At 48.6% G+C, this 23287-nt stretch carries 18 protein-coding genes and 1 other annotated feature; all 18 genes read right to left on the minus strand.

Annotation, left to right across the window (positions count from 1 at the left end):
* Nucleotides 1-12: 12 nt before the first annotated feature.
* The 18 genes from BLA28_RS16665 to tyrS all read right to left on the minus strand — a co-directional run bounded on the left by BLA28_RS16665 (nucleotide 13) and on the right by tyrS (nucleotide 22892).
* The gene (locus BLA28_RS16665; protein ID WP_069158228.1) at nucleotides 13-1782 is read right to left on the minus strand and encodes a MutS-related protein; all 1770 of its coding nucleotides are present in this window, start codon (nucleotides 1780-1782) and stop codon (nucleotides 13-15) included.
* A 21-nt stretch (nucleotides 1783-1803) separates the two neighbouring features.
* Entirely contained in the window at nucleotides 1804-2532 is a 729-nt protein-coding gene (locus tag BLA28_RS16670; protein WP_069158229.1) for an MBL fold metallo-hydrolase, read from the minus strand.
* A gap of 34 nt (nucleotides 2533-2566) precedes the next feature.
* Nucleotides 2567-3070, minus strand: a complete 504-nt coding sequence (locus tag BLA28_RS16675) for a GreA/GreB family elongation factor (RefSeq protein ID WP_044967134.1) — start codon at nucleotides 3068-3070, stop codon at nucleotides 2567-2569.
* 269 nt (nucleotides 3071-3339) lie between these two features.
* Entirely contained in the window at nucleotides 3340-4710 is a 1371-nt protein-coding gene (locus tag BLA28_RS16680) for an NCS2 family permease (RefSeq protein WP_009252308.1), read from the minus strand.
* Nucleotides 4711-4879: 169 nt separating this feature from the next.
* Nucleotides 4880-7102, minus strand: coding sequence for an FtsX-like permease family protein (locus BLA28_RS16685; RefSeq protein WP_069158230.1), 2223 nt, complete (start codon nucleotides 7100-7102; stop codon nucleotides 4880-4882).
* Nucleotides 7092-7859 (minus strand): ABC transporter ATP-binding protein, encoded by a 768-nt coding sequence (locus tag BLA28_RS16690; RefSeq protein WP_069158231.1) that lies wholly within the window; start codon nucleotides 7857-7859, stop codon nucleotides 7092-7094. Before BLA28_RS16690 ends, BLA28_RS16685 begins: the two co-directional genes overlap by 11 nt.
* A gap of 164 nt (nucleotides 7860-8023) precedes the next feature.
* Entirely contained in the window at nucleotides 8024-9034 is a 1011-nt protein-coding gene (locus tag BLA28_RS16695; protein WP_069158232.1) for a sensor histidine kinase, read from the minus strand.
* Nucleotides 9031-9699: a response regulator transcription factor gene (locus tag BLA28_RS16700; protein ID WP_069158233.1), complete on the minus strand. Its 669-nt coding sequence runs from the start codon at nucleotides 9697-9699 to the stop codon at nucleotides 9031-9033. Before BLA28_RS16700 ends, BLA28_RS16695 begins: the two co-directional genes overlap by 4 nt.
* Before the next feature lie 10 nt (nucleotides 9700-9709).
* The gene (locus BLA28_RS16705) at nucleotides 9710-11014 is read right to left on the minus strand and encodes an amidohydrolase family protein (protein ID WP_069158234.1); all 1305 of its coding nucleotides are present in this window, start codon (nucleotides 11012-11014) and stop codon (nucleotides 9710-9712) included.
* A gap of 67 nt (nucleotides 11015-11081) precedes the next feature.
* On the minus strand, nucleotides 11082-11507 hold the full coding sequence (locus BLA28_RS16710; protein WP_069158642.1) for a cytidine deaminase: 426 nt from the start codon (nucleotides 11505-11507) through the stop codon (nucleotides 11082-11084).
* Nucleotides 11508-11548: 41 nt separating this feature from the next.
* Nucleotides 11549-12388 (minus strand): purine-nucleoside phosphorylase, encoded by an 840-nt coding sequence (locus BLA28_RS16715; RefSeq protein WP_069158235.1) that lies wholly within the window; start codon nucleotides 12386-12388, stop codon nucleotides 11549-11551.
* A 163-nt stretch (nucleotides 12389-12551) separates the two neighbouring features.
* Nucleotides 12552-14024, minus strand: a complete 1473-nt coding sequence (gene spoIVA / locus BLA28_RS16720) for a stage IV sporulation protein A (protein WP_025484290.1) — start codon at nucleotides 14022-14024, stop codon at nucleotides 12552-12554.
* Between the two features lie 84 nt (nucleotides 14025-14108).
* Nucleotides 14109-15473, minus strand: a complete 1365-nt coding sequence (locus BLA28_RS16725) for a sulfatase-like hydrolase/transferase (RefSeq protein WP_069158236.1) — start codon at nucleotides 15471-15473, stop codon at nucleotides 14109-14111.
* Between the two features lie 77 nt (nucleotides 15474-15550).
* Entirely contained in the window at nucleotides 15551-16444 is an 894-nt protein-coding gene (locus BLA28_RS16730) for a carbohydrate ABC transporter permease (protein ID WP_009252297.1), read from the minus strand.
* Between the two features lie 12 nt (nucleotides 16445-16456).
* Entirely contained in the window at nucleotides 16457-17413 is a 957-nt protein-coding gene (locus BLA28_RS16735) for an ABC transporter permease (RefSeq protein ID WP_069158237.1), read from the minus strand.
* 116 nt (nucleotides 17414-17529) lie between these two features.
* On the minus strand, nucleotides 17530-19215 hold the full coding sequence (locus tag BLA28_RS16740) for an extracellular solute-binding protein (protein ID WP_242880624.1): 1686 nt from the start codon (nucleotides 19213-19215) through the stop codon (nucleotides 17530-17532).
* Nucleotides 19216-19433: 218 nt separating this feature from the next.
* Nucleotides 19434-21437 (minus strand): helix-turn-helix domain-containing protein, encoded by a 2004-nt coding sequence (locus BLA28_RS16745; protein ID WP_169897260.1) that lies wholly within the window; start codon nucleotides 21435-21437, stop codon nucleotides 19434-19436.
* Between the two features lie 231 nt (nucleotides 21438-21668).
* The gene (tyrS, locus tag BLA28_RS16750) at nucleotides 21669-22892 is read right to left on the minus strand and encodes a tyrosine--tRNA ligase (RefSeq protein WP_009252292.1); all 1224 of its coding nucleotides are present in this window, start codon (nucleotides 22890-22892) and stop codon (nucleotides 21669-21671) included.
* Between the two features lie 89 nt (nucleotides 22893-22981).
* Nucleotides 22982-23263: a binding site (T-box leader), on the minus strand.
* Nucleotides 23264-23287: the final 24 nt, after the last annotated feature.

A 23287-nucleotide genomic window follows, 5' to 3' on the forward strand; every position in this document is an offset into this window, starting at 1 on the left:
GACTCTCCCTCTTTATGTCCAGCTTCCTGTATTCAGAAAATGAGAAGCCAGGCCTTCCGCCTCTTCAATAATTGCCTCTTCATATCCGATAATCCCCAGCAGGCGGATGGCATTGCGGCTCACCGCTTTGCCGGTTCGGAGAACATAATTGAAAAGGATATCACCTTCCTCAATTTCTTCTTCAAAATGATAATTATCATAGCATTCTGCCAGCAGTTCCGTCAACTCGATATCATGAGTCGCCGCAAAGCAGAGGACTCCCGGCCTGTGAAGGCTCTGGAGTATCTTTGTGGAAGCGGCAATACGTTCCACCGTATTGGTTCCCCGCAGCACCTCATCCACAAAACAGAGAACCGGGTTTGTTCCGGGATCCTCTTCATGCTGCCTCGCGACATCAAGGATACGTTTCAGAGATTTGATTTCCACAATATAATAGCTCTCGCCGCCTTCCAGATCGTCCCGCAGAGCCATTGAGGTCATGATCTGATACCGATCCCCCTGATAGAAATCGGCGGCGCAGGTATTGATTGTCTGGGCCAGCAGCGCATTGACTGCCACGGCCTTCAGGAAAGTGGATTTACCGGAGGCATTGGAACCGGTAAGCAGAACGCCCTGCTCCACACAGATGTCATTTTTAACTGCGTCCTCCAGCAAAGGATGATATAAGCCCTTTAATTCCAGATGACCACAGGCTCCCATCCTGCCGTTCGTTTCGAAGCAGGGAACACACCACCCCTGGTGCAGGCTGGCCCGATAGGATGATATCGCTATATAACATTCCGCTCTTCCCGTTATGGTAATCATCCTGTCGATATCGTTCATATGCTTTTTCACCTCACGGAGCATGGAATTAAAGCATATGATATCCAGGTGCAGAAGCATATTGACGTAATCCAGTAAAATGGAAAGAGGATCCCCTGCCATACTGCTTCCGCGCATCCCCAGCATGGCGCTGTAGCGGAATTTGCCAAACCTTCCTTCCAGCTCCTTCAGGCGTTTCCATTCCTCCTTCAGCACAGGAATATCCATAGATACAAGCTGTTTGGAGAAATCAAGGATCCGGCGTACATAGGCGAAGCTGGTAAGATACGGTTCAATCTCCTGCTTCTTTTTCATATAGCTATAGATATTAATGGAAATCAGCGTGAACAAAAACAGCATGCCAAAAGGCGGGGAAGCGATCATAGTCAAAATCGCCGGGATAAAAAGCAGATCGATTACGATAGCGGTTAAACTGCTGGATTCACCCAGCTTATCCAGATATTCCAGATAATCATAAACGGAATACTTACCGCTCCTTCCAAGCTGCATGAAAGCGTACTGCAGCTCCTCCCTCTCTTTTTCGTTTTCGGAAAAATATGCAATCTTCTCTTCCATGGATATCCGTCCGCCCGTTTTCCCGGAACTGCCCGTCCCATTTCCTTTGGATGACAGCATCTCTGTTTCCATTTCTCCCTCCCTCATTTCAGGTGTCCGCAGCATATAATACAAATACTCCTGCCCTGCTGAGGAATAGGTATGGTTCATCCGGAAATACAGCTGATCCATTCCCAAATCATTCCAGGTAATGTCGTCAATCTGTCCTTTTTTCTGGTGCGCAGAAAAATAACCCGGAATACTGGAAAGCTCCTCATCCCCATAATCTCTGTCCGGTGTCTTCCCATATCTGTCATGTATCAGCCATTTCAGCCGTTTCTTTCTACTTTTCTCATCAAACGCCCCCTTGAGAAATATGGCAAGAACCACTCCGATTACGATTGCCACTACTGTCAGCCATTCCATGCTTTCTCTCCTTCCTGCTGCCTAAATTTCAAACACGTCTCCGCGTTCTTTTATCTCCATAATCCGATCCGCGTATGGCCGGCCTGTTTCCGTTTCTCTGTATTTGGCAATGTATCCGTATTCCTCCCACATATGCATGGGGAAAATATGGGCCGCATCCGTTTTCTGAAGAAAATAATCCATTCCATAACCGAAGGCTGCCTCCAGCCTGGGATCAAGAGGTACAAAGGCCGCATCGAAAAAAGAGCCCTCAATGCTGTCAATCTCCCTTTTGTAATTCACCTCCATGTTCCGGTTCCAGGACAGAGGCTCGCCCTCCCAATACCACCAGTTCAGATCACCCGCATGATATATCGATTTTCCTTCCGCCTCCACAAGGAAGGCGACTCCTTCATCCGTAGACTTCAGCGTACGGATTCTCACAGCGCCGTCGCCATCCCCGTATACCAGACTCTCGCGGGCCTTCATGGATGTTACATCTTCAAGTGCTTCCGGATCCGCTTTCTTATGAACCATCTGGGCCCGGCTCAGCTTAATATCATTTCCGAAGAAAAAATGAATATGAGGATATTGTTCCCGCAGGCTGAAAATCTTCCTATTAAAATGATCCTGATGCCGGTGGGATGCAAATACCAAAATGATTTTCTGTTTATCCCAGACAGGCAGTTCCCCTGTAAAATAATCAAACAGCAGCACCTGCTTTTCAAGCTCCACTGAAAAACCGCTGTGCGCAATATACGTAATTTTCATAATTCCGTCCTTCCGTTTTATAGCCGCATGTCCCTTAAAAGCTCCTGATTTTATCCGAACCGTCATCCACTGTTTTTTCAATGGAACGGATCACCACATAATAACCGTAGCTGCCGTTTACTTCCACATAAACCCGATCTCCTGTCTTATGTCCCAGAAGCGCCTTGCCGATGGGTGATTCCGTACTGACAAGCCCTTCCAGCGAATTTCCCCGCATAGTGGTGACGATTTTTATCTTTTCCACCGTCTGGTCTTCTTCAAAAAGCAGCTCCACCGTATTGTTTACACCCACCTCATCCTCTTTGGAATCCTCCGGGATGATTTCCGCAGTCTTTATCATTCTTTCCAGAAACCGGATTCTGCTTTCGTTCCTGTTTTTTTCTCTTTTTGCCGCATAGTACTCGAAATTTTCACTCAGATCCCCCTGGGCCCGGGCTTCCTTCACCGCCTCCAGCGCTTCCTTACGTACCACCAGCTTCCGGTGCTCTATCTCTTCCTTCATTCGTTTTATGTCATTTTCGGTCAGTTGATTATGCATACCGCCACTCCCTTGCCTGTTCAAATGGTTTCCGGGATATTGTACCACACATTTTTCTTCCTGTTTATCCTTCCCGGAAAATTTATAAAAATTTATGTTTTTATAATTCGAAATTCCGGCTGCCTCCGGCAAGCCCTTTTCCCTGGATCCGTTCCCTGTATAGCGTTCAGAACAGGCATGATAACCGATCGAAAAAGGATCCCCGCCATATTGCCGCAGGGATCCTTCCATATAAATGTTTTTCTTTATAAATGTCCTTCTTTTTCGAATTACAGGAAAATATACTTCAAAATGAACAGCACCGTAAGAACATACATCAGTATGCTGATCTTTTTGTCTCTTGCCTTACCTGTCAGCAGATTCAGCAGTGTCCAGGAAATAACGCCGATGGCGATACCTTCGGAAATGCTGTATGCAAGAGGCATTGCAATGATGCAGAGGAATGCAGGAATTGCTTCCGCCATATCATCGAAATTAATCTTAACCACCGCACCCATCATGTAGAAGCCTACAATGATCAGCGCCGGAGCCGTCGCAAAGGAAGGGATGGTCAAAAAGAGAGGTGAGAAAATCAGTGCAAGCAGGAACAGAATGCCTGTGGTAATTGCCGTAAGGCCTGTACGTCCTCCTTCGGTTACACCGGATGCACTTTCCACATAGGTTGTGGTGGTGGAGGTTCCGAATACGGCGCCTACGCTCGTTGCAACGGCATCCGCCATCAGAGCGCCTTTGATTCTGGGAAGCTTGCCGTCCTTATCCAGCATGTCCGCCTTGGAAGCCACGCCAATCAGGGTGCCCAGAGTATCAAACAGGTCTACAAACAGGAACGCAAACATTACTACGATGAAATCCAGAATTCTGATATTGCTGAAATCAGCTTTGAATACCTGTCCGAAGGTATGTCCGAAGGAGCTGAAATCAAAACTTACAATTGCGGAAGGGATTACGGAATACATCCCTGCATCCGGATTTGGAACATAAATGCCTGTCAGCTCACAGATGATGCCAAGCACCCATGTGATGATAATGCCTAACAGGATTCCTCCCTTTATCTTCCTTACAAGAAGGATAGCCGTTACAAGGACACCGATCAGCGCCAGGATAGCACCGATGCCAATGGAATGGAAAGTATCTCCCTTAAATGTCTGATATGTGAGCAGAGTGGCATCACTGTTTACAACGATTTTGGCATTCTGCAGGCCGATAAAGGCGATGAACAGACCAATACCTACGCTGACTGCAGATTTCAGAGTCATGGGAATGGCATTGAAAATAGCTTCTCTGACATTCGTCAGTGAAAGGACGATGAAAACAAGACCTTCCACAAATACGGCCATCAAAGCAATCTGCCAGGAATATCCCATGTTCAGGACTACGGTATAAGCAAAATAGGCATTCAGCCCCATACCGGGAGCCAGTGCAAACGGATAGTTTGCAAACAAAGCCATCATTGCCGTACCCACAAAAGCGGCGAGCGCTGTCGCAATCAGCACCGCATTGGCATCCATTCCCGCCGCGGAAAGGATGCTGGGGTTTACCGCAAGGATGTAAGCCATCGTCATGAACGTGGTAATACCTGCCATGATCTCCGTCTTAACATCGGTTCTGTTTTCCTTCAGCTTGAAAAACTTTTCTAACATCTCCTACCTCCTAAGATTGTGTTAAAATTATGTATTTTAAGAAAGAATACGTTATTAATTGTATACTGAAAGATACAGAATGTCTATTATAAAATTGTCGGAATTTGCCATTTTATGCAAGTTGCTGCAAAAATACCGGCCGGAGGCTTCTCACCTCCGGCCGGGGCTTTCATTCAAATATCTGCTTCCGGAATAAAATCCAGGTACTGGTAAAGTAGCAGGCCAGCAGGACAGCCAGTATCAGCACCACCGCCCCCACCTGCACCATCAGCTTTCCGGTTCCCACATAAGCGGCGATCTGAACGGAAATCGTACGGAAAAAATATACCGCGAATATAGCCGCGCCCAGCGCCGCCGCCCCAACAGGAAGCCCGAACCAGAATGCCAGCTGCCTAAAGATCAGGCGTTCGATATGCTTATCCTCCACCCCAAGCTTCTTCAATACCCCAAAGCGGCCGGAATAAAGAGAGCTGTCCAGGAGCTGCTGCAGTGCCAGTATGGTAAAACATATAATAAAAAGGACTACTGCCGCATATGTCATGGCTGTTTTAATAATAAAAATACCCGATGTGGTATCACTCACCTCCGTGGAACGGGTCCGTATCAGATAATTAACTCCGTCCCCCTGCATATCCGTTGGCAGCATCTTCTCAAACAGGTCTTCCAGCCTGGTGCAGGTTTCGTAGGGCATGGGTTCGGCGGTATTGATATATCTGTGTCTCTCCGCCCCCAGCAGCTTCCCGCATATACTGTCAGGGAATACGTAAACCACATCCGTATACAGGTTATAGACATTTTCGCTTATTCCTGCCTGATAAGCCCTGCCAGCTGCCTGATTCAGCAAGCCGGCATCCGTTTCCGCAACCGGATTGTCATCAAGGAAGGTTTCCATATCCTCTTCCGACACCGTGGAACGCCACTGCGTGGTAAAGGTCCCCTCCTCCAGGCTGATGGGATCAAGTCCGACCATCCGGCGCAGATGATTATAATCGGAAAGGGATATGGCAAGCATCGGAAAATCACTTTTCATACGGCTGTAAAACAATTCCTTCCGCGGCAGATAAAGAGTCATCGTACAGTCATCCTCGACAGCAATGCCCTCCTTTTTCAGGAAATCCGTCACAAATTCGTATCCCGTATCGGGCAGTTCCTCTATACTTTCGGTCTGATTATAAAGAGAAGCTATCCGTATATCAAAAACCGCCCTCTCCTCCAGATATCCTGATGCCCAGCCTGCAAGGGCGGGAATGGATAAAAAAAGGCCGATGGATACCATTAATGTCAGGCAGATAAGCGTCATGGTTTTGGTAGTGGTTTTCAGCTTAGTCAGTATCTGTCCCAGGAAAAACAGGTTTTCTTCCCGATACGCCCATTTGCTGTTTTTTTCTTTTATGGCTGTCACAAAGCTTCCCGTCAGATACATGAAGGCACAGACTGCAAACACGATTTCCCCGAGGATAAACATGGCATAAAGGTTCACACTCCCACCCCCGAGCGCCAGAAAATATTTCTGCTGGAGGACAGGCACACTGGCTGCGCTCACAATAAGCAGCAAATCGGCCGCCAGCATACTGCCTGTCAGTGCTGCAAGATTCCGCTTTTTATGTTTCAGACGGCTGAAAAGGAAGAAAACCGGAAGCAAAAGCGTAAGAGCCGGCGCCGCAATATTTGCCGCAAACATCACATGCACCGGCAGGGGCATCCTCGGATCAAAATAATAATATCTTTTGCTGATTCCGGTCGCCAAAACCGCAACCAGAAAAAGTGAGAAAACAAGAATAACCCCATGCATCCATCTGCTTTTCTTAAGTGACTCATTCACCTTATCCGCCTGCAGCATATCGATCACCTTAATTCTGCGGATGGCTCTTATATTAAAAAGACCGATCACCACAAAGCTTACCAGAAAAAAAAGCGCCGTCAGAAGCAGGGTATCCGGATACAGCGTCCAGGTAATCCGATAGGGATAACCCAAGGAAGCCAGCTGCATCGCCGTTATCAGCTGTGCAAGCAGCCCTCCCAGAAGACAGCCTGTCAGCAGGGCCACACCTCCCATAATGAGGGTTTCAAAGAAAAACATCCTGGCGATAAGCTTTTGCTCCATCCCCATTATTGTCTGTACGGCAAATTCCTTCTGCTTCCTGTAAATCATGAAATTGTTGACATACTTGATCAGAAAAAGCAGAAGCAGGGTAATCACACAAATAGCATTTTTCATGTTTTCACCCAGAATGCTCAGATCAAACTGGGCGCCGATATCCGGCCTGTAATAGCTGCTTGTAATCGACAGGAAGGCATAAAACATGGCCACACACAAAGTCAGCGTCACAATATAAATCAGATAATCCCCTATGGAACGTCTGGCGTTCCGCCAGATAAGCTTAACGTACATCAGCCAAATCACCTCCCAGCATGGTCATGACATCCAGGATTTTGCCGAAGAAACGGCGGCGGCTGTCATTTCCCCGCAGTATTTCGGTAAATATCTGCCCATCCTTCAGGAAAAGAATCCTTCCGGCATAGGAGGCGGTAAACGCGTCATGGGTCACCATCAGTATGGTCGCCGAAAGGCTCTCATTCATATTGCGGATGGTATCCAGCAGCATCTGGGAGGAATGGCTGTCCAGAGCGCCCGTTGGTTCATCCGCCAGGATGAGCCTGGGCCGGTTAATCATGGCTCTGGCACAGGCGCAGCGCTGCTTCTGTCCCCCTGATACCTGATAGGGGAATTTGTCAAGAATATCCCGGATGCCCAGCTTATCCGCCATATCCTCCACCCGTTCCATGATCTTCCCGGCAGGAACCCGGTTAATGGTAAGTGCAAGAGATATATTTTCCCTGATGGTCAGCGTATCCAGCAGATTAAATTCCTGAAAAATGAACCCCAGGTTTTCTCTTCTGAAGCGGGCTATATCCTTTTCCCTGATTTCTGTCACGTCTGTCCCATCCAGAAAAATGTGTCCCGCACTCACCGTATCAATGGTGGAAATGCAGTTGAGCAGCGTGGTTTTCCCCGAACCGGAAGCTCCCATAATGCCTATGAACTCCCCTTCATGGACCTGAAAGCTCACATCGGAAAGCGCCTTTGTCAGATTGCCTCCGTTGCCATAGTATTTCTCTATATTGCTGATCCTTAAAATATCCTCCATACAGCCTCTCTTCTGCCGCCGGGCGGCTATTTCGTCATGTTTTATGAAGCATCCCTATTCTAACAGCTGCCCGGACCGGTTTGTATCTGTTTTTCTTTCCGAGTTCTTACAAAAATGTAAGAAGCGCAGAATCACTGCGCTTCTCCCGTCATTTAAACTCTATTTTATTCCGGCATCCGGCAAAAATGATTGCAGATAAAGGAAAGAGTTATTGTCGTACCTTCCACACCTGACGCGGCAGAAATCCCGATCCCCAGTTTGCCGCACAGCCTCCTGCACAAATAAAGCCCCAGCCCCGTAGATGACTTTCCCAGACGTCCGTTAGTCCCGGTAAACCCTTTCTCAAAAATCCGGGGAAGCTCATCGGCCGGGATTCCGATTCCGTTATCCTCTATGCTGAGGGAAATGCCGTCATCTGTGCAGAAAGCCCGGAAAATAAGCACAGGATTTTCCCGCCGGTAACGGACGGCATTTCCAATCAGCTGGTTAAGAATAAAGGTCACCCATTTTTCATCCGTAAAAACAGTATGCTCACAGTCTTCCAGATGAATCTGCACCCCATTGCTCAAAAGAAGCTGTTTGTTGTCCGACACCGCCTGGTGGACGATATCCGACAGAAGGGTTTCTTTTATCAGATAATCCTTCTCCACGGTTTCACTGCGGGCATAATAAAGTGCCTGCCCCGCGAAATGATTCAGACGCTCCAGTTCAAGCAGCATGGTACGGGTGATCTCCGATTTATTATTATCACACAGAAGCTTCAGGGCGGTCAGAGGCGTCTTTATTTCATGGATCCACTGTTCAATATATTCCCTGTATTCCCTTCGCTCCCTTTTCACGGCGGATACCTGCTCCAGCATGGATTTTCCCGCCATGGACAAAAGCCGGTAATACACACGGTCATCGGCCCGGTGAGGTTTTCCCGCCACCTCCGCTATCAGATACTTCTCCTCCAGCCCTTCCACCAGGGCCAGCAGCTGATCCAGCTTCTTTTTTCTGAGACGGAAATCCACAAACAGCCAGCCGGTTAATAAAAGCAGCCAGCAGACCAGAATAATACCTATCGTACTTCCTTCATTCCCCACCGCCAAAAGAAACAGAGCCAGCAGGATCATGGCAAACGCCTGAAGCATAAGAAGAGGAAGCCGGTCTTTGAAATAATCCGTCCCTCTCATATCAGATACCCCTGGCGGTGCTTTGTACGAATAAAATCCGCCAGCCCCAGCTCCGCGAGTTTTTCCCGTATTCTTGAAATATTCACACTCAGCGCATTATCATCCACGTAAAGCCGGTTATCCCATAAATATTCCACGATATCGGCCCGCGGGCAGATACTGCCTGCATGCCGGAACAGAAAAATAAGTATCTTCATCTCATTTTTCGTCAGCTCCGCCTGTTTACCTTCAAAAGCCATCCTGCCGCTTTCCGGATAGAGACACAGCCCCCGGTGCTCCAAAACCTCCGCCTCTCCCGAAGGACAGGCTCTTTTCAAAAGGGAAGCGATCCTTGCCAGAAGAATCGCCACATTATAGGGCTTGGTAATAAAGGCATCGCCGCCCAGCATGATGCTGTTCAATTCATCCATATCCGTATTCCTGCTGGTAACAAAAATGATCGGTGCGGCAGAAAAGGTCCGGATGCCGGAACAGATTCTGAAACCGTCCTCTCCCGGCAGATTGATGTCCAGCAGCAGCAGATGCGGCTGCCATTCCCTGATCTGCTCCAGAGTATCCGTAAAATCAGTCACAGCCCCCACCTCATAGCCGTTCCCCTTTAAAAGGATGCATAACTCCTCTCTGATAACAGGATCATCCTCAATAACCATTATCCTGTATTTCATCCGGTTCTCCTTACTGGGCACTGATACGATTGATAATTTCATTCGCCTTCGCGTAAAGAGCTTCCACATCATCACAGCAGAGGAATTTTCCGTCATAATAAAGGACTTTTCCGTTTACCATAGTCATTTTCACATTCTGCTTGCTGCCGCTGTAAACGATATTTTTCTGGATGTTATTCAGAGGCTGCATATTGGGCTGATGCAGATCGATCATGATGATATCCGCCTTCTTGCCTTCCGCAAGAATATCACAGTCATGAAGCCCCATGGCTCTTGCCCCATTCACCGTAGCCATCTTAAGCACCTCTTCAGCATCCACCGCAGAGGCGTCCTTTTCCCGAAGCTTGGCAAGCCCTGTTGTCAGGAACATCTCACGGAACATATCCAGGCAGTTATTGCTGGAAGCGCCGTCGGTTCCGATACCCACATTAATGCCTTTTTCCAGGAAACGGGTAATCGGTGCAACCCCGCTTGCAAGCTTTGTGTTGGATCCGGGATTGGTGATTATATGAAGCCCTTTCCGTGCAAAGAGATCCATATCTTCCTCTGTAAAGTAAACACAATGATAACCGCCTCCGCCGTAATCGAACAGCCCCAGGGAATCCAGGAATTGAGGCGGGGTCATCCCGTAACGCTCCAGACATTCATCCGTTTCTGTTTTTGTCTCAGATATATGAGAAAAAAGCGGCGCTTTGTATTTATGGACCATTTCGGACACCTGCTCCAATAATTCTTTGGAACAGGTATATTCCGCATGGACACCCAGCATATAGGAAATCAGCGGATGCATGCCGTTCAGGGTATTGTACCGCTCTTCCATCACCTCAAGGGCAGGCCCGAACTTATTCAGACCGCTCACCAGCACACAGCGCATTCCCATATCCACGCAGGCCTGTGCGATATCTTTGGGAGATAAATACATGTCGAACACAGCGGTCACTCCGGTGGTGAGATATTCCAGGATGGCCAACTGGGTCAGGTCGTAATTGTCCTGCTCCGTCATCTTGGCTTCCAGAGGAAAAATCTTGGTATTCAGCCATTCCTGAAGCGGCATATCATCGGCAAAGGAACGCATGGCCACCATGGCGGAATGGGTATGGGCATCCTTGAAGCCCGGCATCAGCACATTCCCTTCACAGTCGATTTCCTCGTCGGCCATCAGGCCGATACAGCCTGTCCTCCTGCAGAATTCATCCAAATCCGTACCGTCCCCGATATAAAGGATTTTGTCATCCTCCACCCAGATTTCTCCTTCCAACAGCCTGCAGTCTTCAGCCATCGTCATAATCCGGGCATTGTATAAGCGTATTTTCATAATTCAGTAAGTCTCCTTTTCCATCCAACATCAATTTCGCATTTCATCCGGAGTCTGCCGGTCCTTCCTACAGATTATCCGGCCCAAACCCCTCCGGCATAAGCTCCTTCAGCTTGAAAACCTTATAGTCATCCTCCGAAACCGCCGCAATCACTTCAAAGGTATCCGGATTGCAGAATTCCATCATCACCTGCCTGCACACTCCGCAGGGCGCAGTGTAATCCGTAACGGCCCCCTGTTTTCCTCCCACAATGGCTATCGCCCGAAAGGCACGCACCCCTTCGCTGATACCCTTAAAAAAAGCGGTTCTCTCCGCACAGTTGGTCGGAGTAAAAGCGGCATTCTCCACATTACAGCCTGTGAATATAAGCGGCTTCCCATCCTTTTCAAAAGCGGCAAGAAGCGCCGCTCCCACATAAAAGCCGGAATAAGGCGCATACGCATTCTCCCTGGCCTTCATCGCCTCGCTGATCAAGGTTCTGTAATCCGTCATATTCTCTCCCTCCTCCCGGTACGGTTCCTTCCCCGGCTCCATTATTCCTTCAGCGCAGCTCCGAATTTTTTCACAGATTCTGTCACCAGCGCCTTGAATAAGGGTGCCGCCGCATTGGCCGCCTCCTGTACCTCTTCATGGGTGAGCGGATTATCTGTCATCCCTGCTGCCAGATTGCATACACAGGAAATACAGCATATCTTCATTCCCATATGATTGGCGGCAATGGCTTCCACTACCGTGGACATTCCCACCGCGTCCACATCCAGCTTATGCAGCAGCCTGATTTCCGCAGGAGATTCAAAAGAAGGCCCCGTAAGCTGTGCATAAATTCCTTCCTTCAGGTTAATTCCCTGTTCCTTTGCGGCTTCACGGATGAGCTCCTGCAGATCTTCATCATATACATGCGTCATATCCGGGAACCGCACGCCCAACTCGTCTATATTGGCGCCGATAAGCGGATTGGGCGCCCAAAGGGAAACATGGTCGGTAAGCATCATGAAATCTCCGGCCGTAAAGGACGGATTGATACCGCCGGAAGCGTTGGTTAAGAACAGCACTTTTGCTCCCATCAACTTCATCAGGCGGGTAGGCAGGACAACATCGGAAATGGGATACCCTTCATAGTAATGCACTCTTCCCTTCATGCACACCACAGGCACCTCTCCCACATAACCGAAAATAAACTTTCCGGCATGTCCCGGCACGGTGGATACAGGGAACCCTTCAATATCATGGTAATCCAGTTCCGCCTCCACGCGGATATCATTGGCATAATCGCCCAGCCCTGAGCCAAGTACAATGGCTACTTCCGGTCGGAAATCGATTTTCTGCTTTACACTTTCGTAACATTTTAACAGTTTATCATATACAGGATTCATATATGAGCCTCCTTTAATTGAATTAAAAACAGTATTTTCCATGTAAACCCGTTTCTGAAATCAGTATAGCAGAATCACAGCCGGATTCCTAGATAAACTAGATAAAAAAGAAGACTTCCTGCAAAAAACCGGAAGGCATCGGCCTTCCGGTTTTCTTGAACTATCAAATAATAATACATACCATTCCGCCATTGCTGTCGTTCACGATCTTCTGCATAGTCTCCTGAAGCTTCACCTGGCTTTCATCACCGATCATGGAAATCTTGCCGGTAATTCCGTCATTAACCAGCTGCTCCACCGTTTTCCCGAAGATATTGGTTTCCCAGATGCCGTCGGAATCCTTTTCCGCATCCGCAATGTAGCTGATCAAATCCTCCGCCTGCTCCTGTGTTCCCACGATAGGCGCGATCTCCGTAATTACATTGGCCTTTATCATGTGGATGGACGGGCTCTCCGCCTTGATCTTCACGCCGAATTTGTTGCCGTGTTTGATGACCTCCGGTTTATCCAGCTTGATTTCCGCCCTCTCAGGAGTAACCACACCATAGCCCTTCAGTCTCACAGATTCCATGGCATGAAGCACCTTGGTATATTCCTTGCGCATCCTGGACATTTCCTTCAGTACGGAAATGAGCTGGTATTCACTGGACACATTTTCCCCGATCAGCTCGCTGAGCATCTCGTAGTAATATTTATCGTCCACATCCAGAACCACACGAATGCTGCCGTCCGCCATATTGATCTTTTCGACAATACAGCGCTTGATGTAATCGCTGTCTACCGATACCTGCGTATTAATAACATCCTTCACGGTGTCAATGCCGTCCATCAGCGTACGGATCTTATCGATTAAATCCGCTTTCAGCTTATGTGTATTGGCAAGCATCTCCACCCATTTGGGCATATAAAATTCTATCATGGTCACCGGGAATTCATAGAGCACCTTCTCCATGATCTGATTGATATCATCCCGCTTCAGCTGTTCACAATTGACAGGAATGGCCGTTACATTGTATTTTTCCTGGATCTGGGCCGCCGTATGGATGGCCTCTTCCCCATAGGGACGTTCCGAGTTCACCAATACAAGAAAGGGCTTGTGGAGCTTTTTCAGCTCCTGGATGGTTTTCTCTTCCGGAGCTATGTAATTTTCCCGCTTCAGTTCACCGAAGCTGCCGTCCGTGGTCACCACGATACCTATGGTTGAATGGTCATTGATAACCTTCTTTGTACCGATTTCCGCAGCCTGGGTAAAAGGGATCTCGTAATCAAACCATGGCGTCTTCACAAGACGCTCTTCTTCGTCCTCCATGTGTCCGGCCGCGCCGTCCACCATAAAGCCCACACAGTCCACCAGGCGCACCTGTACGTTTACATCGCCGCTCAGCGTGATCTGGGCCGCTTCCTTCGGTATGAATTTGGGCTCCGTTGTGGTAATTGTCTTCCCGCCCGAGCTCTGGGGAAGCTCATCCTGTGCACGTATTTTTTCCGCTTCATCGGTGATGTAAGGCAGTACCAGCAAATCCATAAAGCGTTTGATGAAGGTAGATTTCCCGGTTCTCACGGGTCCTACCACGCCGATGTAGATTTCTCCGCCGGTACGAAGCTGAATGTCTTTGTATAAATTTTGTGTATGCAAAGTGTCCATAATATAAAATCCCCTTCCGCTTGCCTAGCTGTTACCAATATATGCAGGGAAAGGGATTGTTTATGCAAAAAAAAGCTAATCTTCCTGTAAATTCCGGGCTTCCGCCGGGAGCAGGCTGTCGGGCGTGCGGTACCTTCTATGATATTCCCTGATTTTTTCCGTCAGAACCTCCGTAATGCCGGCATATTCCGGCCTCCCGAACAGATTCACCCGCTGCATGGGATCTCGTTTTCTGTCAAACAGGATATGGTCGTGAAACATACCGCCGCGATATCCTCTGCCCACATAGGCCAGCTCATAATCCTCCGTTATAATACCGGTTCTGGGAACATCACTTGGAAAAATACAGACTTCCTTCAATCCCTCTCTGCCTTCCATAAGCTCCTCCGACAAGTCGCCTCCGTCACAGGGAAAACGATAGGGAATGCCTAGCAGTCCCGCCAGCGTCGGGGCAAAATCCGTCATCCGCAGCCAGACGGGACTGCGGAAGCCTTTCTTACCACATCCCGGCAGACGGATCAGCATGGGGATATGATACACACTCTCATACAGATTGTTCTTTTCCATCAGCCCGTGTTCTCCCAGATATTCACCATGATCCGTGGTAAAAATAACAACGGTCTCTTCCAGCAGGTTTGCTTCCCGCAGACCATCCAGTATCTTACCCACATTATCATCTATACATTTCACAGCGCCCAGATACTGGGCCTTGAGCCGTCGGAAATGATCCTCCCGTTCAAAAAGCCCTGTGGGGAAATAATGATGGCGTCCCCATTCGTCCTGTTCCGCCCAGTCCGGAAGCTCCTCTTCATAAAAGGTTTCCGGGATTTCCATTTGCAGCGGATCAAACATGGTATCGTAAGGCTTCCGCACCCGGAAGGGCTGATGGGGATCCGGCATGCTTACCATGAACAGGAACGGCCTGCCGTCTTTCTGCTCCTTTATAAAACGGAGCGTTTCATCTGCCAGCCAGTCTGTGGTATAGGACTGCTCATTCCCCACCTCATGGGACAGAATAAGCTTCCCGTCCTTTTCCTTCACCGATTTGCAATGCCCGAATTCCACCCGGTGATCCCAGCGGTCAAACCCCAGACGGCTGCAGTCCTCCAGGCTGTCCCCCAGCTCCCTGTGATCCCCCAGATGCCACTTCCCCGCATAACCCGTCACATATCCGGCATCCCGGAAAGCCTCTGCAAAGCCATGTTCCATTGCTCCCACAGGGCACCCATTGGAAATTGCCCCGTTATTATGGGGATATCTTCCCGTCATAAAGCACCCTCTGGAAGGCGTACATACCGCACTGGGTGTATAGCAGTTCTCCAGCAGTATCCCTTCCTCCGCCAGCGAATCGATATAAGGCGTTTCCACCTCTTTTCCTCCGTAACAGCCCAGCACATCCCTCCGGAGCTGGTCGGCCATAATAATCAAAACATTTTTCATGCTGTCTCTCCTCGTATAATAAGCCTTCACCCCAGATATACAGGATCCGGGTTTGTCTCTTCCTCTTCCCGCGCTCCTTATCCCTTCAGGGAACCGATCATCACCCCTTTTACAAAATGCTTCTGCACAAAAGGATACAAAATAAGTACCGGCAGGGAAGAAACAATAATTACGCCATATTTGATGGTCCTTGCGATCTGTTTCATCAGTTCTATGGCTTCCGGATCACTCACCGACGGATCCACCGACTGCCCGCTTATAAGAATATCCCGCAGAATCAGCTGCAGAGGATATAGCTTGGCATCGCTCACATAAATCAGGCCGTTGAAGAAAGAATTCCAATGCCCTACCGCATAGTAAAGGACCATAATTGCGATGATGGACTTGGACAGCGGCAGGACGATTTTTATAAAATACTGGAAAATACTGCAGCCGTCAATTTCCGCCGCTTCCTGCAGTTCAAGAGGCATGGTGTTCATAAAAAAAGTACGGCACAGAATCAGGTTGAATACGGAAAAGGAACCGAGAATCATGAGCACATATGGCGTATTCACAAGGTGAAGCCCCTTTACCACCAGATAGGTGGGGATCAGCCCGCCTGAAAAATATTTGGTGACAATCAGCAGCTTCATCACAAAGCCGCGCCCCGCCATATCCGTCCTGGACAGGGCATAACCCGCCGGGATAGTGATGGTCAGTGCGATCAGCGTGCCGAAAAAGGTATAGCGAATAGTATTATAATAACCGCTCCAAATCCTCTGATCCCGGAAGATATAGCGGTATCCCTCCAGCGTAATCCCCTTCGGCCAGAACAGCACCTGTCCCGATGCCACCAGATCGGGATCACTGACAGAAGCGATCACAACAAACAGCAAGGGGTACAGAATCAGCAGGGAAATGAGAACTACACTGGCATAAACGATAAAGGTAAATATATAATCCGACTTGTTGTTCTTCCATTTTAAAAGCATTTCTCTTCCCCCTTACCACAAACTCACATCCGACGCTTTACCGGCAATCCGGTTTACCGCCAGCAGAAGAATCAGGTTTATTATATTATTGAACAGCCCGATGGCTGCAGAATAACTGAACTGGCCGCTCTGGATACCGATTTTGTATACATAGGTGGAAATAATCTCCGAATAATCCAGGTTAACACTGTTCTGCAGAAGGAAGGCCTTCTCAAACCCCACATCCATGATTTCCCCTGCCCTCATGATAAGCATGATCACCATGGTGGGAACGATGGAAGGAATATCGATATAAAGCATACGCTGGAATTTCGTGGCTCCGTCCACCCTTGCCGCTTCATGCAGTTCAGGCCCGACAGAGGCCAGCACGGATATATACATGATGGAGCCCCAGCCTATACTCTGCAGTACGCCGGACCATACATAGATATGCCGGAAATTCTTCGGATTGGAAAGGAAGGCCACCGGTTCTATTCCCAGCAGGGCCAGAATCTGGTTCACGATTCCGTCGCTCGCCAGGAAAATCAGAATCATACCGCAGAAAACAACGGTGGAGATAAAATGCGGTGCATAGGTGATCATCTGGGCGGCTTTCCTGCCTTTGGAATTGGTCACATAATTCAGGAACAGCGCAAACAGAATGGGAAGCGGGAATCCTGCCGCCAGAGAATAAATGCTCAGAGCCAGCGTGTTCCATAAAAGATCCTTGAACTGGTATGAACCGAAAAAGGTCTGGAAATGCTTCCAGCCTACCCAGGGGCTTCCCCATATCCCATCCAGGGCCCTATAATCCTTAAAGGCAAGCTGGATCCCGTACATGGGAAGATAGTTAAATAAAACGATATATATAATCATGGGCAGGATAAATAAATAACACACCCAGCTTTTTTTCAGCAGCCGCATACTGCTTCTGCGGACGCCCTTTTTCCTGCCGGCGCCGAACTGTCTTTGAGGCCTACTGCCTGTCATAATGCTCCTCCTCTATTGAAAAACTTACAAAAGGCCGGGTAATATGCTCCCAGGCATACCACTCCGGCCTCCGGTGCAGCAACTATCTGTCAGACGACCAGCTTTCTTCCTGCCGTCTACTTTCCGGAATAGGAATCCACATATTCCTGACAAAGTGCGGTATATTCCTCCGCCTTCAGATTTTCCAGATTTTTAAGATGGGTTTCCCACTTTTCATCATCAATGCCGTTGATAACCGAATCCGCAATGAACTTCTGCAGATAGGTATCGATATCGGCGATCAGAATCGCTCTTCTCTCCGCATTTTCCAGGCTTGCCGTCCCTGCTGGCAGACCGATAACGCCAAAGGGTATCTGTTCCTTAACCGCCTGCAGCTTCCAGTCATGAGGCCATTTGTCATCATACTGCAGCGCCTGATCGTATTCATTTCTCCAGAGGGAAGGAGTTGTACCCGCAAAGCTTTCCGCATTCCGATATTCAGGAATCGATTTATAGCCGCCGTTAGCTTCCAGAACCTCGGCTGTCATGGTCAGGAATTCAGGAACTTCTTTTCCGTTTTCATCCAGGATTTCCCACCATACGCCTTCGGCTCCTCTTCCCCAGGTAAGGGCCATTTCCAGTGAAGAGTTAATGTAATCATACCAACGTACCAGCGCTTCCGGATTCTTACAGTTTCTGCTTATGGCAAAACCGCCTGTCTTTGTCACGTTATTGATGCCTACCATCTGCGTTCCGTCTTTTCCTTTCAGGACAGGGACCGCCTTGTAACGGCCTTCTCCCGGCGCACCGTTGTCCACGCTGCACTCATCCCCGGAATAGCCTGCCATGACACCGATAATATCCCCGGATGCTCCCCTTGCAGAATACTGTTCATCGCTCATGGTGAAAACATCCTTATCAATCAGACCTTCCTTATACAAATCGTGCATCCAGGCAAGGGCATCGTAATATCCCTGTTCCCCCGCACTGAAGGTTACTTTTCCGTCTTTGGTAAACACGTGGTATTCGTTCTCCACAACTCCGAACGGGCCGAACAGGTTTTCCATTGCCGTGCCCCAGCTCCAGGCCTTTGCAAAAGTAAACGGGATTTCATCCTTAACGCCGTTGCCATTGGGATCCTCATCCCGGAAAGCGATCAGCACATCTTTAAACTCCTCCGGAGTCTGCGGCATTTCCTTCCCTACCTTTTCCAGCCAGTCCGTATTGATCCAGAACTGGGAATCGATGATATTCTGAGTGGATTCATCTCCTATGGGAAGGCAGTGGATCTTTCCGTCCGGTGCGATCAGACTTGCCGGATAATCATCCCTGCTGTCAAAAAATGCGGTGACCGCCGGGGCATAGTTTTCCAGATATTCATCCAGCGGCGCCAGCTGTTCGTAATTCCTCGCTATATCCACATCTCCCAGAACCGCGTCCGGAAGGCTGTCCGTGCTGAACATGATATTGATTTTTTCCTGCCAGCCGGACTGGGGGATTTCCACCCATTCGATATGTACGTTCGTAGCTTCCTCTGCCGCAATGACACAGGCCTTTTGGGAAGCCGCCTTCAGTGTGCTTCTCTGCGGAACCGCAATGGTGAAGGTTTCCTTTTCATTTATAATGGGAAGTCCCTGTGCATTAAAGTTGCTGTCCGTGTTTCCCCCGGCTTCCGCCTGGGCCTGCGCCTGTGTCTCAGGCTTCGGATCCCCCTGTACGTCACCGGATGTTCCTGCCTTGCCTGCGCATCCTGCCAGGGTACTGCCCAGAAGCACCGCGCTCACTAAGATGGCTCCTGTTTTTGTCATTGTTTTTCTTTTCAAAACAATCCCTCCTATAAATATACTGACATCTGCTGCTTTTCCGAATCCATATCAAACACCCTCAGTGCGGCGGCTCTTCGGAAGATGTCTGTAGCATACCCCAGTCTGCGCCTTCTGCCTATCTCATGCTTTTGAACTTTATCCCCTTCTCATGAAAAAAATACAGCGCCGTTTCATAATATCTTCTTCTCCTGTATCCATTCATCAAAACGATATATTTACATCCTGCTTTTCCATATCTTTTCCCGGTAGCCTCCCGGCGTTATTCCTTCATATTTTTTAAACATTTCTATAAATACCGTACTGTTGCCGTAACGCAGCAGCTGGGCTATTTCTGAAATTTTCTTATCGCTGTCGGCCAGAAGCTCTTTGGCACGCTCCAGTTTAATCTTCTCCACATACTGGGATATGCTCACCTGCATGTTTTTCTTAAAGAAATGGCTGAGATTGGATACGGAGGTATCAAAACAGGCCGCCATATATTTCACAGTAAAGTTATCATCCAGATAATGTCCGTTAATATAGTCCAGGATATCCGCTATATTCTTTTTCCTGTAGTTTCCGTTTCCTTCCTCGTCCTGCGAAAAGGCCGCCTGTTCCTCAATCATCCTTCCGAAAAATACCGACAGCTCTTCTTTGGTTAATTCCCCGTCCCCTCTTCCGTCAAAAAACTCTTCCGGCTCCCGGTTTAATATGTGCATTACCTCCCATGTGATGCACAGGGCCATGCTTTCCTTAACCTCAGAAACAATTTCTTTCAGTTCTGTGAGGAGGATCACCGTACGTACGGAGTCAGCCAGACCTGCCGCATCCTTAAGAGCCTTCAGCTCCTGTCCCGGGAAACGCTGCTCCTCATGCTGTTCCCGGCGCAGCTCCCTTCGGGCTTCCTCATAAGAAAAGCGGATTTTTCCCACATCCGAAGTGATCCTGCCCACTCCCAGCTTCACTCCGCTTCCTGAAATTTTTTCCAGCCTGCGTGAAATATCTCCCATAGACTCATCGGAACAGACAAGATATACATACATTTCCTCAAAAAGCACAATCCGATATGCGGTGGAGGCGCTGTAATCATTCATCTGGGTGTGAAAAATCTCATAAAGCTCCCTGTTTTCCTCTATCTTGGGGAAAACGGCAAAAAACAGATGCCTTCTGTTAATATGGATGCTGCTTTTCAGGCAGCGTTCCCAAAGCTCATCCCCCGGCTTCACTTCCTTGGTAAGCAGCTCGTAGAGACAGTTTTCCGCCCGCAGAAGGTTTCTTTCTTCCTCCAGCATTTCATTATTATCCAGCAGGCTCCTGAAGGACTGGTACTTTTTCCTGGAATAATAAAGTGCCAGCAGGATTCCCACCGCTACGGAACATAATATCCAGATGCCATACCCCCTGAAATAACTCACAGCGCTCCTGGAAACCTCCTCCTTGGAAACAAAAGTCAATGCAGAAAATCCGGATTCCATATCCGTTATATTTCTGTAGTAATCCTTTTCCTCCAAAAGCTGCTCCCAGCCCCTGCTTCCATTCAGAAGGGCACGATTATCCCCCTTTCTTGAAGAAAAAAGAACCTGATCCTGAAAAGAAACCATCGTAATATCTTCATAGGGCATCCCGGAACCGCCGAATTGTTCCATCAGCTTGCTGTCCCGGATCACATAAAAAAGATACTGCGTATCCGACTTTCCTTTCTCCATCCAGGTTTTTAACGGGCAGATGATCACCATTCCCATGCTGCTTCCTTCATAAAGCTCTGCCCTCACAGCATACAGGCCTATATCCTCCATCTTACCCAATAAATTTCTGTCCATCCGGCAGATACGGGAAAAGAACAAATCCTCCGTAAAGGTTCCGCCCGAAGAAACTACTTTTCGTTCCTCGTCGGGGAAATAATAATACATACTGTCCACGAAGGGGAAGGTACTTTCCTTCTTTTTTAAATCCTCCGCAATTTCCAGATAGGATACCGGGGGATTGGCGGAATACTGACGGCTGTAGATCTTACTGTAGCGGCAGTCCGCATTGTAGGCGCAGATAACAGCGATCTGCTGTTTGAAATAATCCGCCTGCCGTTCCGCCGACACCGCAGTCTCGTCCATGATTTTCCTGTAATGCTGCCTGTGCACCATATAAAACACACTGAAGCTGACGATCAACAGCGGAATCAGCAGCACAATATTATAAGTAATTACAAATCGCAGATAACTGATGTTCTTATCTCTTTTTTCCATTTTTCCCACTCCCCGCTTGGTATTTCCCCATAATTCATTATACCGGAAACCTCTTTTCCCCTCCATCTTTGTTTTTTGAATATAACCTCATGCAATTGAATGATATCTTCCGTTCAGGCCGCTATGCTGTCCGGCTAATCCCCAGAAATACAAAAAGCCCTCTCTCCCGCTACCGTAAATACCAATTACGGCCTGCGGGAGAAAAGGCTTCCTCCATCAGTCATTCTTTCTTTATTTCACAATAATACGCTTGAAATTCTTCTTGCCGCGCTTAAGCACCTTACCTTCACCATGGAAATCTTCACCGGCAAATACGGCGCGGAAGTCCGTAACCTTTTCCCCTTCCATGGTCACACCGCCCTGTTCCACAGCACGGCGGCCTTCGGAACGGGATGCCACCAGCCCGGATTTAACCAGCAGATCCAGAATATCGATATTTCCATCGGTAAGATCCGCCGCCGTCAGCTCTGCGGTAGGCATTTCCGCCGCATTTCCGCCTCCGAAAAGAGCCCTTGCGCTTTCCTGCGCTTTGGAAGCTTCTTCCTCGTCATGAACCAGCTTGGTCAGTTCAAATGCAAGGATTTCCTTGGCCTGGTTCAGCTGGCTGCCCTCCCATTTGTCCATCTCATCGATCTGCTCAATCGGCAGGAAGGTGAGCATACGGAGACATTTGAGCACATCCGCATCGGAGACATTTCTCCAGTACTGGTAAAATTCAAAGGGCGAGGTCTTGTTGGGATCCAGCCATACGGCGCCGCTCTGCGTCTTGCCCATCTTCTTTCCTTCGGAATTCAGAAGCAGGGTGATTGTCATGGCATAAGCATCCTTGCCCAGCTTTCTGCGGATCAGCTCCGTTCCTCCCAGCATGTTGCTCCACTGGTCATCCCCTCCGAACTGCATATTGCAGCCGTATTTCTGGTATAACATGAGGAAATCGTAGCTCTGCATGATCATGTAGTTGAATTCCAGGAAGCTCAGCCCCTTTTCCATACGCTGCTTGTAGCATTCCGCTGTGAGCATGCGGTTTACGGAGAAGCAAGCTCCCACATCACGCAGAAGTTCCACGTAATTCAGGTCAAGCAGCCAGTCGGCATTGTTTGCCAGAATCGCTTTCCCTTCGGAGAAATCAATAAACTTGCTCATCTGCCGCCGGAAGCATTCACAATTGTGGTCGATGGTTTCCCTTGTCATCATGGTACGCATATCGCTTCTCCCGGAAGGATCCCCGATCATGCCCGTTCCGCCGCCCAAAAGGGCAATGGGCTTGTTGCCTGCCATCTGCAGTCTCTTCATCAGGCACAATGCCATAAAATGTCCTACATGAAGGCTGTCTGCAGTAGGATCAAAACCAATATAAAAGGTTGCCTTACCCGCATTTACCAGCTCCCTGATTTCTTCTTCATCCGTGAGCTGCGCCAATAATCCGCGGGCTCTTAATTCTTCAAATACCTGCATTTTTCTTTTCTCCTTTTCTCTTTCTCACAGTACAGGCGTAAACGGAAACCTTAACACAAAAAAAATCCTTCTTTCCGTCAAAATCCGGAAAAAAGGACGAGTGTCAGATACCCGTGTTACCACCTTTGTTCACAGCCGGCTCGCGCCGTCTGCCTCATCAAGTACGACTGTTCTGTTACGGCCTGCAGTCCGTTCCCCTCCCAGTGATACTCTTCGCAAAATAACGGTTGCTCTCCGTCGCAGCCTACTCTCACATGATTTTGGTGCGAAACTCCGGGATGTATTCGGGAAAGCCTCTCCTGCGCCTCTCATCTGCCGGCCGCTTTCTGTAGGTTCCTCTTTTCCTTACTTCTTCCCATCACAGTTTTTAGAAAATGATTCATTTCACTATAAAC

The sequence above is a fragment of the Eisenbergiella tayi genome (genome assembly GCF_001881565.1).
In the GTDB taxonomy this organism is placed as follows: domain Bacteria; phylum Bacillota; class Clostridia; order Lachnospirales; family Lachnospiraceae; genus Eisenbergiella; species Eisenbergiella tayi.